The sequence below is a fragment of the Ochrobactrum quorumnocens genome, assembly GCF_002278035.1.
Lineage (GTDB): Bacteria > Pseudomonadota > Alphaproteobacteria > Rhizobiales > Rhizobiaceae > Brucella > Brucella quorumnocens.
The window spans coordinates 219,219-233,843 of sequence record NZ_CP022604.1 but is presented as its reverse complement, the minus strand read 5'-3'; the positions used below and the strand labels follow the sequence as shown (position 1 = coordinate 233,843).

The window sequence follows — 14,625 nt, the reverse complement described above, 5'->3', positions numbered from 1 at the left end:
CTGGAGGAAACATTGAAAAAGCTGATTTTTGCTGCGCTTTTCAGCGCCACGGCTTCGCTTGCCCTGATGTCACCTCAGCCGGCACACGCCAACGATAAATTCAAGCTCATTCTGGACTGGTATGTGAACCCTGACCATGGGCCTATCATCGTGGCTGACAAGCTCGGTTACTTCAAGGATGCAGGACTTGATGTAGACATCGTGGCACCAGCGGACGCTTCCGTGCCACCCAAAATGGTTGCGGCCGGGCAGGCTGATCTCGCAATTTCCTATCAGCAGCAGGTGCATCTCGATGTGCATGCCGATATTCCGCTGATCCGTGTCGGCACGTTGGTGGATTCCCCGCTCAACTGCCTGATGGTGCGCGATGATGGTTCGGTCAATTCAATCGCCGATCTCAAGGGCAAGAAGATAGGTTTCTCGGTTGCGGGTGTTGAAGAGACAGTGCTCGGCACAATTCTCAAAAAACACGACATTCAGCTTTCAGATGTTGAACTCATCAATGTGAACTTCTCGCTCGCACCATCGCTCATGTCGAAGCAGGTTGATGCGGTGATGGGCGCTTATCGCAATGTCGAACTCAACCAGATGGCGGTTGAAGGTGTTGCGGGCAAGTGTTTCTTCGTCGAGGAAGAAGGTGTGCCAGTCTATGACGAGCTGGTTTATGTCGCCAACTCCAACAAGCTTGATGCCGCCGAAAAAGACAAGATTTCGCGCTTTCTCTCTGCCACGGAAAAGGCAGCGCAATACATCGTCAATCACCCGGAGCAGAGCTATGAGGTGTTTGCGTCCTACAGTTCTGAACTCAAAGACGAGCTGAACCAGCGCGCCTGGAAAGATACCGTCGCCCGTTTCTCACGCTCCCCTGCCAGCCTCGATTATGGACGCTGGAGCCGCTACGAAACCTACCTCAAAGAAAACGGCCTCGTGCCTTCGATCCTGCCTGTCGAGAAATTTGCCATCGACATCAATGCTGAAGGGAGCAAATGATGAGCGTGCCACAGCCGCATTATTCGTCAGAATTATTCACCCGTCTGCGGGCAGCAACCCTTGAGGACTGGAAGCCTTATATCGATCATGAATTTGTACGTGGGCTTGGCGATGGTACGTTGCCCAAGTCAGCTTTCCTGCACTATCTCAGACAGGATTATGTCTATCTGCATCATTATGCCCGTGCCTTTGCGCTTGGTGTCGTGAAGGCAGGCAGCTTGCAGGAAACGCGGCTTTGCGCGGAAATCATGCATGGGCTGGCGGTTACGGAACTGCCGCTGCATGTCGGCATCTGCGCGCGCGAAGGCATCAGCGAAGACGATCTTTACAACACCCGCGAAGAGCCGGAAAATTTGGCCTATACGCGCTATGTGCTGGATTGCGGACAGGCGGGCGACTTCCTTGATCTGCTGACCGCCCTTGTGCCTTGCGCACATGGTTATGGTGAAATCGGGATCAACCTTGCCGCAACGGCAAAGGCTGGCACACCTTATCAGGAGTGGATCGACACCTATGCCGGGGCTGATTATCAGGACATGTGCCATACGGTCGGCAAGCTTTTTGATCAGGCCGCCAAAGATCGCATTGGCACTGATTTCGAGAACAGTCCGCGCTGGCCAAAGCTCTGCCAGATTTTTGCAATCGCCAGCAGGCTTGAAGCGAATTTCTGGAGCATGGGGCTAAAAGCAAAGTGACGAGCGTGGTTTCTCGCTCCCGTAAAAAACGCATCGCCGACGGGTTTCTGTCGGCGTTTGCAGTGCTCGGATTGTGGCAGGCAGTGGTGAGCATCTGGCAAATGCCACGCTTCATTTTGCCCGGTCCACTTGATGTGGTTCTCTCCCTCCTCACCAATGCGCAGCTGATCGCGGATAATGCCATCGTGACATTTGGCGAAGTACTGGGTGGGCTTTTTCTTGGCTGTGCCATTGGTGTGCTGACCGCAATTGGCCTGATGATGTCGCCGCTTGCTCAACGGCTTGTCATGCCCGTGATGGTGTTCAGTCAGGCCATCCCTGTATTTGCACTTGCCCCGATCCTCACCCTCTGGCTCGGATACGGCCCGGCATCCAAAATTGCCGTCACCATTCTAATGATCTTTTTCCCGGTCGTTTCCACCTTTTTGGATGGAATGCAGCGCACCGATCAAACCCTTATCAACGCGGCGGAAAATCTCGGCGCCAAACGGATGCATATTCTGTTTCGCGTTCGCATACCCGCGGCCTTCCCTTCGCTTGCTTCAGGCTTGAGCTTGGCGGCAGTCTACGCGCCAATCGGTGCCGTTGTGGGCGAATGGGTCGGCGCATCGAAAGGTCTTGGCTATCTTATGTTACTTGCCAATGGGCGCGCCAAGGTCGATCTCATGTTCGCCAGCCTGTTTGTGCTGGCAGCCTTCACAATGCTGCTGCATGCAACCATTTCGCATTTCTCGCGCAAGCTCGCGGCTTGGCCACGAAAGGTATAAAGCGCGATGTGCTTTAAAGCATTTCCAAACGCAAAAGCGGTTCCCGCTTTTGCGTTTGGAAATGCGTAAAAACAAATAGTTACAGCAGCTTCAATGATTCAATATTAACTGGAACCGCTGTAAGTCTTTGCTCTACGCATGTCTTAGCCTCAAAACCGTTCCAACTTTTGGGAGACATTCTGGTCTGACATTTTTGCCACACTCAATAGGTTGAAAGCAAAATTCCGCATTTTGCCACTTGGCAAAAACATTTGCTCATTTATTGTGCAGACATCTGAAACACTGGCAAGAGGTATGAGATGCGTGTCTATCCATTTCCGTCGGTGCCCGGTGTTAACGCGGGCGCTTCCAAGCTTTAAGTCTTTGGCCCGTGCTGCAGGCTAAGGCCTGACCGCCCTCCCTAAAAGGGCACATTCCTAAAAACTTCCCAATTTGCCGCAGCCCTTCCGGCTGCTTGTTTTATCTTCGTTTCACGCTTTGTCCGACGCAAAACCGCTTCGCACTTTTGCTGGAAATGCTTTTAAAGGAACCAGAATCCGCCGTTTTGCGGGCTGGTATTATTCATATGACTCGGTTTCGTATAGATTTCCGGGGACCTGCGTTCCGCAATGTCCTTGGCTACACTTTCAGCCACTGGCGAAGTCAGCCCGTGCGGCTGTCGCTGATGATTATCGGCATGCTGCTTGCAACAGCCGCAGATGTTTTGACTCCGCTCTATTCAGGGCGACTGGTCGATGCGCTTTCGCTTAGCGGCGACAATGCATGGAACGCCGCAATCGAGGCCCTGATCGTCCTGCTTGTGCTGGGCGCAGTAGCGCTCATAACACGCCAGCTGACCTTCTATGTCATCACAGACTTCACACTGAAGATCATGAGTGACATGGCAGCAAGCTCGTTCCGCAGGCTGCAACGGTTTTCAACCGATTGGCACGCCAATGCTTTTGCGGGATCAACGGTGCGCAAGGTTTCGCGCGCCATGTGGGCGCTTGACCTGCTCAACGACACGCTGATCGTCGCACTGCTGCCGTCAATACTGATGTTGCTCGGTTCGGTTGCTTTGCTTTCGTGGTACTGGCCGATGATGGGCTTGCTGGTTGCTATCGGCTCGGTGCTTTTCATCGTGTGCACGATCGTGATTTCGCTGGGCTTTGTTGCACCTGCAGCAACGCTCGCTAACAGCTGGGACACACGCATGGGCGGCGCTTTGGCCGATGCCATTTCGTGCAATGCAGTCGTTAAGGCTTTCGGTGCTGAAAGTCGTGAAGATGCGCGTCTTGCAAAGGTTGTCACCAAGTGGCGCGGCCGGACACGCCGCACCTGGCTGATTGGCACACTGAACGGCTTCATTCAGGGTGCAAATCTGCTGATTATGCGCGGTGTGGTCATTGCCTTTGCGCTTTACCTGTGGAGCCAGGGTAAAGCAACGGCGGGTGACATCACCTTCGTTCTGACCGCTTTCTTCATGTTGCAGGGCTATCTGCGCGACGTTGGTATGCATATCCGCAACCTGCAGCGTTCGGTCAATGACATGGAAGAACTGGTTCAGATTGAAGCCGAGCCTTATGGCATTGCCGACAGGCCGGGTGCGTCTGCAATCAAGATTGGAAATGGCGAGATCACATTCGATAACGTCACCTTCCATTACGGCAACCACGCAGCAGCGCTTTATCGCGACTTCTCGGTCAAGATTGATGCTGGTGAGCGTGTGGGGCTGGTCGGTCATTCGGGTTCGGGCAAGACGACATTCGTCAAGCTCATCCAGCGTCTTTACGATGTCAGTGGCGGTGCCATTAAGATTGATGGTCAGAACATTGCGGAAGTCACACAGGCTTCGCTGCGTTCACAGATTGCCATCGTGCAACAGGAGCCAATTCTGTTTCACCGGACGCTGGCCGAAAACATTGCTTATGCCCGTCCCGGCGCAACACAGGCCGAGATCGAGCACGCAGCAATGCTTGCCAGTGCGCATGATTTCATCATGCGTCTACCAAAGGGCTATGCGACGCTTGTTGGCGAGCGTGGCGTGAAGCTTTCTGGTGGCGAACGTCAGCGTGTGGCAATTGCCCGTGCGTTTCTGGCAGATGCACCGATCCTTATTCTGGATGAGGCAACGTCGAGCCTTGACTCAGAATCGGAGTTGCTGATCCAGCAGGCCATGGAGCGGCTGATGATCGGTCGTACGACGCTTGTCATTGCACACCGGCTTTCGACGGTTCGTGCGCTTGATCGGTTGCTGGTCTTCGACAAAGGCGAGATCCTCGAAGAAGGCGATCACGATGCACTTATCCGTAAGCCGGGTGGCATTTATCGCCGCATGTTTGAACGACAAGCTCTGGAACTGACCAAGGGACTGGAAGATGTTCTTCCATCTTAAAAACGAAAGGGGCCGGGATTACCGGCCCCGCTTTAATCTTTTGTTTTTCCGCATGTCTCGACACAAAAGCCGGTTCCCACTTTTGGGAGACATGCTTTACTCCGCCGCTTTGCCGGAAGACTGACGGATGATCAGCTTATATTCGACATGGCGCGATGGCGATGCGTCGCCGCTTTCGATCTGCTGTAAAAGCATATCCACGGCATCACGGGTCATCTCGCGTATGGGCTGACGAATGGTGGTAATCTGTGGCGAAACCATGCTTGCGATAGCGCTGTCATCGAAGCCCACAATGGTCAGATCACCGGGCACGTCCAGCTTATAATCATAGGCAATCTGCAGAACGGCTGCCGCCATATCATCATTGGAAGCGAAAATAGCCGTTGGCCTTTTTTGCAGCTCCATCAGTTTTCTGCCAGCCGTCAACCCGCTGTCAAAACTGAACCCACCGCCAACTTCATAATCGGGATTGTGCTCGATGCCTGCCTCATCAAGCATCCGGCGATAGCCCTCAAGGCGCAACTGCGCAGAACGATGCGTCAGATCACCAATAATGATAGCAATCCTCGTATGGCCTTGCTTGAGAAGATAATCCATCAGGTCAAAGGTGGCGGCGGCGTCATCGATTGCCACGCTGTCAGTCGGATGTACATTAAAATCACCCGCCACCCGTGAAAATGGCATGGCGGAAGCAATCAATTCCTGCAAAATCTCTGGATCATCAGACATGGGTGGCGTGACGATTATGCCATCAAGCCCGGAAGCATGCGCCGTTTCAATCAACGAACCGCGAATATCAGCACGATTTTCGACCGGAAATATCAGCAGCCGGTAGCGGGTGCCACGCAGACGATCCAGCGCGCCGTTTTGCAATTCTGTGACATAACTGTGGCTTGGATTTTCAAAGAAAAGCCCAATGAGATGCGAGCGTCTTTCAACCAGATTGCGCGCTGCCGCATTCGGGCGATAGCGCAGCTCGGCACCCGCTTCTCTCACACGCTCACGGATCGTGTCGCGCACATTGGGTTCATCATTGTAAACCCTTGATACTGTCTTGATAGACACGCCAGCGAGACGCGCCACATCATGGATTGTCGCTCTTTTATTGGATGCGGCCATGGCCGATATGTACTCTCTCCCCGGTATTCCCAATAGTTTAAGTAGCTGCTTTGCCTATCAACGCAAAGCGCTAAAGCGCTATGCGCTTTAACTATTGTTTTTACGCATGTCTTTATCCCCAAAACCGTTGCCCACTTTTGGGAGACATGTTTCAAATCGTGCATATCTTGGAGCGGGTGAGAAAACGCTTTTCACGGCCATTGTCGAGCGAGAACATACCACCTCGCCCCGGCACGACATCAATGATGAGTTCGGTATGCTTCCAGGCTTCGTATTGCGAGCCGCTGATGTAAAATGGTGCACCACCGATCTCGCCAAGCTTCACATCTGCATCAGACAACAGTAAATCGCCTTGCGGATAGCACATCGGCGAGGAGCCATCACAGCAACCGCCCGACTGATGAAACATGATCGGCCCGTATTCTGCCTGCAATTCATTTATCAGCTCGAGCGCCGCCTCGGTCGCAGTAACCTGCTGATTTTGTGCAACTTGCGCCATGCTTCCTCCTCCCATGAAGAAAGCCGCCGCATTACTACGGCGGCTTTATTTACAAATATGCCCTGATTACTGCGTCAGGTCCATTACAACCCGGCCTTCAATCTGGCCCGCGCGCATTTCATCAAAAATCGCATTAATATTGTCGATCTTGTCGGTGCGGATGGTCGCCTTAACCTTGCCATCGGCGGCAAAATCAAGCGATTCCTGCAGATCAAGGCGCGTGCCGACGATAGAGCCGCGCACGGTAACACCGTTCAACACCATGTTGAAAATCGACAGTGGGAATTCACCAGCTGGCAGTCCGTTGAGCGCAATTGTGCCGCCACGCGCAGCCATGCCGATTGCCTGTTCAAAAGCCTTCGGCGAAACGGCTGTGACAAGCACGCCCTGTGCGCCGCCATCGGTTTCTTTCTTGATATAGGCTGCCGGATCATTGTGCGTCTTGGCATTGACCGTCACAGTCGCACCAAGCCTGCGGGCGAGATCCAGCTTCTTGTCGTCGATATCGACGGCAGCAACATTCAGCCCCATCGCTTTGGCATATTGCACTGCCATATGGCCAAGACCGCCAATGCCGGAAATCACCACCCAATCACCGGGCTTGGTGTCCGTGACCTTGAGGCCTTTATAGACTGTTACGCCTGCGCAAAGGATAGGCGCGATCTCGTTGAACTCGATGTTCTTGGGCAGGTGTCCAACGAAATTGGGATCAGCAACGACATAATCAGCGAAGCCGCCATTGACGGAATAGCCGGTATTCTGCTGCTCTTCGCAAAGCGTTTCCCAGCCACCCAGGCAATGCACGCAATGGCCGCAGGCCGTATAGAGCCAAGGAATGCCGACGCGGTCACCTTCCTTGACATGCTTGACGCCTTTACCGACAGCCGAGACAAAACCAACGCCTTCGTGACCGGGGATAAATGGAGGGTTAGGCTTTACGGGCCAATCGCCCTCAGCGGCATGAAGATCGGTATGACAGACGCCAGACGCCTGAATTGCCACCTGAATCTGGCCATCTCCCGGCTGGGGAATCGGGACTTCGTCAATTGTCAGTGGTTTACCGAATTCGCGGACCACGGCCGCTTTCATTGTCTTTGCCATTGGAAGCTCCTTCTGTTTTTAGGCGGGCCGGCAAGGGTATAGACCGCACCGACCCGCCACTTTCCTGGGAGGAAACAGGGGGGAACGGCCTCAGATCGATAGTGCAAGTGAGGCCGTACTGTACCGATGAAACTGCAAGGATAGGCGGCGGCTCGAGGCGTGAAAGCCACGAACCGCCTTTACTTTTTAGAAGAAGCCGAGCTTCTTCGGGCTGTAGCTCACCAGCATGTTTTTGGTCTGCTGGTAATGGTCGAGCATCTTGAGGTGGTTTTCACGACCGATACCCGACTGCTTATAGCCACCGAACGCCGCATGGGCCGGATAGGCGTGGTAGCAATTCGTCCAGACGCGGCCTGCCTGAATGGCACGACCAAAGCGATAAGCGCGCGTACCGTCACGCGTCCATACACCTGCGCCAAGACCATAAAGTGTGTCATTGGCAATCGCGAGCGCTTCGGCATCGTCCTTAAAGGTCGTGACCGAAACAACAGGACCGAAGATTTCCTCCTGGAAAATCCGCATCTTGTTGGTGCCTTTGAAGACGGTCGGCTTGACGTAATAGCCGCCTGCCAGATCACCGGCGAGCTCATTGCGTCCACCGCCGGTCAACACTTCTGCACCTTCCTGCTTGCCGATATCGATATAGCTCAGGATTTTTTCCAGCTGTTCGCTAGATGCCTGCGCACCGATCATGGTTGCCGGATCAAGAGGATCACCCTGAACGATTGCCTCGACACGCTTCAAAGCGCGTTCCATGAACTTGTCATAGATTTTTTCATGAATCAGCGCACGGCTTGGACAGGTGCAGACTTCGCCCTGATTAAGCGCGAACATGACAAAGCCTTCGATAGCCTTGTCGAAGAAATCGTCATCTTCCGCAGTGACGTCGGAGAAGAAGATGTTTGGCGACTTGCCGCCCAGTTCCAGCGTAACCGGGATAAGGTTCTGGCTGGCATATTGCATGATGAGACGACCGGTCGTCGTTTCACCGGTAAAGGCGATCTTGGCTATGCGCGGGCTCGATGCAAGTGGCTTGCCAGCTTCCAGACCGAAACCATTGACTACGTTGAGCACGCCCGCAGGCAGAAGATCACCAATGATCTCCATCAGCACGAGGATGGATGCAGGTGTCTGTTCTGCTGGCTTCAGCACCACGCAGTTACCGGCAGCAAGTGCTGGCGCCAGCTTCCAAACAGCCATAAGAATTGGGAAGTTCCACGGAATAATCTGGCCGACGACACCGAGCGGCTCGTGGAAATGGTAAGCGACCGTGTCGTGGTCGATTTCCGAAATTCCGCCTTCCTGCGCACGGATTGCACCGGCAAAATAACGGAAGTGATCAATAGCAAGTGGCAGATCCGCATTTGTGGTTTCGCGGATCGGCTTGCCGTTGTCCCATGTTTCAGCGGCTGCGAGTTTCGGCAGATTTGCCTCGATGCGGTCTGCGATCTTGTTAAGGATAACGGCACGTTCAGCAGGGCTGGTTCTGCCCCATGCATCCTTGGCTGCGTGTGCCGCATCAAGAGCCGCATCAACATCGGCCGCATCAGAACGTGCAACTTCGCACAGAACCTGGCCATTGACTGGGGATGTGTTTTCGAAATAGCGGCCAGACTTGGGTTCAACCCATTTGCCGCCAATGAAATTGCCATAGCGTTTGGCAAACTCCGGCTTTACGGAGCGATGAAATTCTACCTTGTTCATGACATTCCTCCCAAAGACAACGCCGCTCCTACGGCGTTTCTTAATTCAAGATGGCGCGGCTCTTGGGAGGAGTCATCCACACCGATGACTATGCAGGATCAATGTGTCTCAATAATGAGACACATTGGAAAACCGAATGAAGATTCTAGTTCGGACGAATGATTTTCAGGCGATTGAACTTACGGTGAAGCGTGGCACGGCTGATACCAAGAAGCTTGGCAGCGGAGGAAACATTGCCATCTGAACGCGCAATGGCCCGCAGGATAACGCTTCTTTCAGACTCCGCCATATCCTCTCGCGGATCCGCATTCCAACCCAAAATGTCAGCAGCCGGAAGTGCTGCCGAAAGGGTTTCATCGGTAAGACCGAGAGAAAGCCTTGCAGCCCTTGTCGCACCAATCACCAGATCATCCTTGTCGACTGCGATCAGCGCACCGCCGGTGCGATCAGCACTTGGAGCCAGCATTATGCGTGCCTGAGGAAAAGCCTGACGGAAGTTTTCAGCCTCTATCCGGCGAGCCGCATCAATAACCGCGACGGAAATCAGTTGAACAAAGGCCTCAGTCAGATCGCTGCGGCATGATGAGACATCAAGCGCTGCCATCAGCCGACCCTGATGGTCGTGGATCGGCGCAACCGTGCAGGAAAGGCCTATGTTTCGAGTGTGAAAATGTTGATCGCGATGGATGGTCAGCGCACGTTGTTCGGCGATGCAGGTTCCAATCCCGTTGGTGCCTTCGACAGCTTCACTCCACACGGCACCGGTCCACAGACCCCACTCGTAGAATGTATCATCATCGCCTGCAGCACCCCGTCGCTCAACCGGCACGCCGTCACTGTCAGCGAGAAGCACACAGCAACCAACACCGCCAACCGCCATATAAAGGCGATCCATGCTCGCTTGGGCTATATTGACGACACGCTCCATACGCTCACGCACATTGCGAAATTCGCCGTCAGAAAGCGTCTGGACGGCACCAAGCTCCGCCGGGTCCAGTCCATGCAACTGTGCTGATCGCCGCCATGACGCGACGAGAGCCGAGCGGGCCGCACCACCCGTATCGATAGCGGACTGGATGCGGTCAGCATGAATTCTGTCTTGCGGTGCACCCATGTTTTCCTCCCAGAAAGGCTGGAAACCGCCTGCCGGAAGATAATGACTTTTTATATCAAGCGTTGCAAGTCAAGGATTAAGCAGCTTTCACTGGTTGAACGAAAGCCTCAAGAGCAGAAACCTCTATCGCGTTCATTCGCAGGCCAAGTTTTGTGCGCCGCCATAAAATGTCTTGTGCTGTATGCGCCCACTCATTCTCAACGAGATAGCGCACTTCTGCTTCGTAGAGATCGGCACCAAAATGCCGCCCGAGATCAGCCAGCGAACTCGCCTTGCCAAGCAGTACGTGTGCTCGCGTTCCATAGAGCCTGAACAAACGACGCGCATGAGTGGACGAAAGAAACGGATAGGCCGCTTTCAGCTTTTCAAGCTCACGATCAAAGGACGTTGCCTCAAAATCGCCACCCGGCAGAGGTGCTGCATGGGTCCATGATGCACCTTTTTTGCCTAAACGATGCTCGATCTTCTCAAGCATATGCTCGGCTAGCCTGCGAGCCGTGGTCAGCTTGCCACCGAACACGTTGATCAGCGGAGCGGCATCCTGAGGGGCATCTTCTTTCAACACATAATCGCGGGTTGCTTCCTGCGCCTTGCTTGCGCCGTCATCATAAAGCGGGCGCACACCGGAATAGGTCCAGACAATATCCTCAAGGCGCACTGGCTCCTTGAAATATTCACTGGCACAAGCGCAGAGATAATCGGTTTCCCTGTCACTGATCGCAACTTTGGCCGGGTCGCCCTTATAGTCCTGATCAGTGGTGCCGATCAGCGTAAAATCGTCCTCGTAGGGAATGGCAAAGATGATACGTCCGTCATTGTTCTGGAAGAAATAGGAACGCGGATCGGAGAACTTTTTGCGCACCACGATATGGCTACCCTGAACCAGACGCACATTGTGCAGTTGTCGATCGCCCTCAACGCCCTGCAATACTTTATCGGCCCATGGGCCAGCGGCATTGACCAGCAGACGCGCACGAACCTCTTCGCGCCCGCCAGTGTCGATATTTTCCAGCGTCACAGTCCATGCTTCATGGTCACGGCGCGCGGATACGACCTTGGTCCGTGTGCGGATCATCGCTCCACGATCGGCGGCGTCACGCGCAGTCAGGGCGGTGAAACGAGCATCATCCACCCAGCAATCCGAATATTCGAAAGCCTTGGTGAAAAGTGGCTTCAATGGTGCGCTAGAAGGGTCGGTTCGCATGTCGAGTGTGCGCGTCGCAGGCAGTTTCTTGCGACCACCCAGATGATCGTACAGAAACAGGCCAAGGCGCAAAAGCCAGGCCGGACGCACGCCGCCCTTGTGAAAAGGCAGCACAAAGCGCATCGGATGAATGAGATGCGGCGCATTGGCCCACAGCACTTCGCGCTCCATCAGCGCTTCGCGCACCAGACGGAACTCGTAATGCTCCAGATAGCGCAAACCACCATGAATGAGCTTGGTGGCGCGCGACGAGGTGCCACTTGCCAGATCGTTCATCTCGGCAAGACCAACAGAGAAGCCACGCCCCACGGCGTCTCTTGCAATGCCGCATCCGTTGATGCCGCCACCGATTACGAAAATGTCGAATATTTTATCGAATATTTTATTCTGCGCCATGGCGAACCCTGAAGACCTTCTCCAACCACCAAAGCGAATATAATTCATTTCATACGAAAGCAAAACGAAAATGAAACGAAACTACGATTCTTTCTCTTCAGCAGAGGCTTGCTCGGCGGTTTCGATGAGTTCGACCTCGTTTTCGCGGCACAAATCGCGCAATTGCTGTGACGGACAACGGTCAGTGATGAAGGTATGGACCTGCGATATATGACCAAGTCGTACTGGCGCTGTTCGTTCGAGCTTTGTTGAGTCGGTCACAAGAATCACGTGGCGTGCATTGGCGATGATAGCCTGAGCGACTTTCACTTCGCGGAAATCGAAATCGAGCAGAGCACCATCTTCATCCATCGCTGAGGCACCAATGATCGCATAATCGACCTTGAACTGACGGATGAAATCAACCGCCGCTTCACCCACAATACCACCGTCGGAGGCACGAACGACACCGCCAGCAATAACGACCTCTATTTCGGGATAGACACGCAGCGTGTTGGCGACATTGATATTGTTGGTGATGACCATCAGGTGATTGTGGTCTATGAGCGCGTGACTGACAGCCTCGGTCGTCGTGCCAATATTGATAAACAGCGATGCGCCATCGGGGATCATTTCAGCAGCCGCCCGCCCGATCAGCTCCTTCTCATGCGCTGCGATACGGCGGCGCGCCTCATATTCCATGTTCTCAACCCCAGATGGGTAGAGTGCGCCGCCATGAATGCGCCGCAGCAAACGCGCCTTGCAGAGATCATTGAGATCCTTGCGCACAGTTTGTGGTGTCACATCGAACGCGGCTGCCAGATCATCGACCAGCACCTGCCCTTGTCGGCGAGCGATATCCAGAATTGCATTGTGGCGAGGAGTAAGCTGCATTTTGTGCCCGGCGATGGAATTGTTCTAACTAGAGCGAGTCGCTTTTGATCATACCCAACGCGCTCGCTCTGTCTCTTTATTTTCACGCATGCCGTTATCGGAAAACCGGTTCCCACTTTTCCGCGACATGCTTTGAGTTCGTAATTTCGCTGTTTTGCAAGAGAAAGCAACCGCTTGATGACACATCAGCCGGAAAGCGACCTCACGAGGCAGAAATTCTCGCTTCTCATTTGAAGGCAACCAGCTTTTTGCGCGTTCCCCTCCCAACATAGTCCTGCAATCGCAATCGCTAGCTATAAACTTTCGTTTAGAAGCAAAACTAACGTCATAATTGGCGATTTGAAAATATCCGAACGATAGCAATAAAGATTAATAATAATAAACCACTTACACGTTGTAGGTAAAAAATAACACAACATTTATATTCACAAGCCTACGAATTTTCATAATATCGAAATAATCCTTTTCGTGCGTAAAATGGAAATAACAAAATAAATGATATTGGCGCCTCTATCATAATAAAAGCATAAAAATACAAAGTAAAAAGTGGAAGGGGTTAGCTATGTCTAAACTGGGTATCCTTTGCTTGTCTGGCACACTTCTTCTCTTCGGAGGAAGTGCGTTCGCTCAAACCCTGAATGTAGATAACAACACAAACTCGTCGGCTCAGGCCGGCGCCACAGCTATCGCTGTTGGCGGAGGTAACAACTCGCCAGACAAAATCAAAACCACCGTTCCGGCCTTTGCACCGGGACTTGTGGCAGCGGGCGTGCATTCTTGTGCAGGTTCCGCGAGCGTCGGCGTCGGAGCTACAGGCTGGGGCCTCGGCATCGGCAGTACATATGAAATGCGTGAATGTAATCGGCGCGCCTATGCGGCAGCACTTCTGGGCATGGGGCAAAACGGGGCGGCACTTGATCTGATTTGCCTCAACAAGGAAGTCAGAGCATCCCTCAATGCGACAGGTGTGTTCTGCCCTTCACAGGGAGCTCGCTCCGCATCCGCGCCGCGTCAAGTAAAGCAGGCACCACTTTTGGCATCTGTCTCTAACGAAGAGCCAGCGTCAATTCCTGCAAGTGCAACTGGTACTACGCCACCACCACAAGCAACTGGCCGTAAGCGTACTTATTCTGCAAAAGCCCTTGGCCTGAGTTCAGACCAGTTGCGCGCCAAGGGATGTGTTCTGCGTAATACATCGAGCAACAGCCGGGCATGGCACTGCCCCGGACCGCTCATGTAAAGCCGGGGCGGCGGCTCAGAGCATCGGCTCAAAATCAATTTTTTGGGCCGATGCTCGCTCTAGTGGTCTAACTCCGACACCCCTCGGCTATTCGCTTTGGACACATGTCGGTCAAAAACAGGAGGAGTTTCATCGTGAAGAAAATCATTATTGCTTCTATCGCACTTCTCGCGGCTGGCGCTCTGCCTGCAGCCGCGCAAACCGTAAACTGGAATGGCAGCTTTGGTGGTGCCAGCGGCGCAGGCTCGGCAGTGACGGGCGGCTTTGCATTCGGCGCAGGTTCCACCGCTGCTGGCCAGGCCGCAACCACTGGCTGGGCAGAAGGCAAAGGCACGGTCCTTGGCATAGGCGGTGGCATGGGTAGCAAAATGGGCCATTACGGCGGCAGCGGCGGCATTGGTTCGGGTTACTTTACATCCGGCTCAGGCGGCCAGTCGGCAGCTACGGCCCAATCCGGAACCGGGTTTCTCGGTGGCAGTTCCGCAGGTTCTGCCTTTGGCACGACATCCGGAGGATCATCTGGCAGCATCAGCCTTCGTCGCTGATTGG

Annotated in this window: 13 protein-coding genes; 6 read left to right on the top strand and 7 right to left on the bottom strand. The window is 53.8% G+C overall.

Annotation, left to right across the window (positions count from 1 at the left end; translation table 11 throughout):
- Nucleotides 1-12 precede the first annotated feature (12 nt).
- The 4 genes from CES85_RS10540 (at nucleotide 13) to CES85_RS10525 (ending at nucleotide 4,826) form a co-directional block, all read left to right on the top strand.
- Nucleotides 13-990 carry an ABC transporter substrate-binding protein gene (locus CES85_RS10540; protein ID WP_095445954.1) on the top strand — a complete coding sequence of 326 codons (978 nt, stop codon included), beginning with the start codon at nucleotides 13-15 and terminating at the stop codon, nucleotides 988-990.
- On the top strand, nucleotides 990-1,685 hold the full coding sequence (gene tenA / locus CES85_RS10535; RefSeq protein WP_095445953.1) for a thiaminase II: 696 nt from the start codon (nucleotides 990-992) through the stop codon (nucleotides 1,683-1,685). Before CES85_RS10540 ends, tenA begins: the two co-directional genes overlap by 1 nt.
- Entirely contained in the window at nucleotides 1,682-2,452 is a 771-nt protein-coding gene (locus CES85_RS10530) for an ABC transporter permease (RefSeq protein ID WP_095445952.1), read from the top strand. Before tenA ends, CES85_RS10530 begins: the two co-directional genes overlap by 4 nt.
- A 565-nt stretch (nucleotides 2,453-3,017) precedes the next feature.
- A complete protein-coding gene (locus tag CES85_RS10525) occupies nucleotides 3,018-4,826 on the top strand; it encodes an ABC transporter ATP-binding protein (RefSeq protein ID WP_208636302.1) in 1,809 nt (602 codons plus the stop codon).
- Nucleotides 4,827-4,922: 96 nt separating this feature from the next.
- On the opposite strand, the gene CES85_RS10520 is transcribed toward CES85_RS10525, so the two are convergent.
- The 7 genes from CES85_RS10520 to CES85_RS10490 form a co-directional block, all read right to left on the bottom strand.
- Nucleotides 4,923-5,945 (bottom strand): LacI family DNA-binding transcriptional regulator, encoded by a 1,023-nt coding sequence (locus CES85_RS10520; protein WP_095445950.1) that lies wholly within the window; start codon nucleotides 5,943-5,945, stop codon nucleotides 4,923-4,925.
- A gap of 151 nt (nucleotides 5,946-6,096) precedes the next feature.
- Nucleotides 6,097-6,444 carry a DUF779 domain-containing protein gene (locus CES85_RS10515; RefSeq protein WP_095445949.1) on the bottom strand — a complete coding sequence of 116 codons (348 nt, stop codon included), beginning with the start codon at nucleotides 6,442-6,444 and terminating at the stop codon, nucleotides 6,097-6,099.
- A 66-nt stretch (nucleotides 6,445-6,510) separates the two neighbouring features.
- Nucleotides 6,511-7,545, bottom strand: coding sequence for an alcohol dehydrogenase AdhP (gene adhP / locus CES85_RS10510; RefSeq protein WP_095445948.1), 1,035 nt, complete (start codon nucleotides 7,543-7,545; stop codon nucleotides 6,511-6,513).
- A 186-nt stretch (nucleotides 7,546-7,731) separates the two neighbouring features.
- Nucleotides 7,732-9,249: an aldehyde dehydrogenase gene (gene adh / locus CES85_RS10505; RefSeq protein WP_095445947.1), complete on the bottom strand. Its 1,518-nt coding sequence runs from the start codon at nucleotides 9,247-9,249 to the stop codon at nucleotides 7,732-7,734.
- 145 nt (nucleotides 9,250-9,394) lie between these two features.
- Nucleotides 9,395-10,363: a GAF domain-containing protein gene (locus CES85_RS10500; protein WP_095445946.1), complete on the bottom strand. Its 969-nt coding sequence runs from the start codon at nucleotides 10,361-10,363 to the stop codon at nucleotides 9,395-9,397.
- A gap of 76 nt (nucleotides 10,364-10,439) precedes the next feature.
- Complete coding sequence (gene glpD, locus CES85_RS10495; RefSeq protein ID WP_095445945.1) at nucleotides 10,440-11,963, bottom strand: glycerol-3-phosphate dehydrogenase; 1,524 nt, start codon at nucleotides 11,961-11,963, stop codon at nucleotides 10,440-10,442.
- 81 nt (nucleotides 11,964-12,044) lie between these two features.
- Nucleotides 12,045-12,836 (bottom strand): DeoR/GlpR family DNA-binding transcription regulator, encoded by a 792-nt coding sequence (locus tag CES85_RS10490; protein WP_095445944.1) that lies wholly within the window; start codon nucleotides 12,834-12,836, stop codon nucleotides 12,045-12,047.
- Nucleotides 12,837-13,398: 562 nt separating this feature from the next.
- On the opposite strand from CES85_RS10490, the gene CES85_RS10485 reads away from it, so the two are divergent.
- Together CES85_RS10485 and CES85_RS10480 are read left to right on the top strand one after the other, a co-directional pair.
- Entirely contained in the window at nucleotides 13,399-14,076 is a 678-nt protein-coding gene (locus CES85_RS10485; RefSeq protein WP_095445943.1) for a hypothetical protein, read from the top strand.
- Between the two features lie 134 nt (nucleotides 14,077-14,210).
- Nucleotides 14,211-14,621: a hypothetical protein gene (locus tag CES85_RS10480; RefSeq protein ID WP_095445942.1), complete on the top strand. Its 411-nt coding sequence runs from the start codon at nucleotides 14,211-14,213 to the stop codon at nucleotides 14,619-14,621.
- Nucleotides 14,622-14,625: the final 4 nt, after the last annotated feature.

Excerpts from the sequence above, each read along its gene's own strand:
- CES85_RS10515 (WP_095445949.1), bottom strand. The coding sequence starts at position 6,444 with ATGGCGCAAGTTGCACAAAATCAGCAGGTTACTGCGACCGAGGCGGCG.
- adhP (WP_095445948.1), bottom strand. The coding sequence starts at position 7,545 with ATGGCAAAGACAATGAAAGCGGCCGTGGTCCGCGAATTCGGTAAACCA.
- CES85_RS10485 (WP_095445943.1), top strand. The coding sequence starts at position 13,399 with ATGTCTAAACTGGGTATCCTTTGCTTGTCTGGCACACTTCTTCTCTTC.
- CES85_RS10500 (WP_095445946.1), bottom strand. The coding sequence starts at position 10,363 with ATGGGTGCACCGCAAGACAGAATTCATGCTGACCGCATCCAGTCCGCT.
- adh (WP_095445947.1), bottom strand. The coding sequence starts at position 9,249 with ATGAACAAGGTAGAATTTCATCGCTCCGTAAAGCCGGAGTTTGCCAAA.
- glpD (WP_095445945.1), bottom strand. The coding sequence starts at position 11,963 with ATGGCGCAGAATAAAATATTCGATAAAATATTCGACATTTTCGTAATC.
- tenA (WP_095445953.1), top strand. The coding sequence starts at position 990 with ATGAGCGTGCCACAGCCGCATTATTCGTCAGAATTATTCACCCGTCTG.
- CES85_RS10525 (WP_208636302.1), top strand. The coding sequence starts at position 3,018 with ATGACTCGGTTTCGTATAGATTTCCGGGGACCTGCGTTCCGCAATGTC.
- CES85_RS10490 (WP_095445944.1), bottom strand. The coding sequence starts at position 12,836 with ATGCAGCTTACTCCTCGCCACAATGCAATTCTGGATATCGCTCGCCGA.
- CES85_RS10520 (WP_095445950.1), bottom strand. The coding sequence starts at position 5,945 with ATGGCCGCATCCAATAAAAGAGCGACAATCCATGATGTGGCGCGTCTC.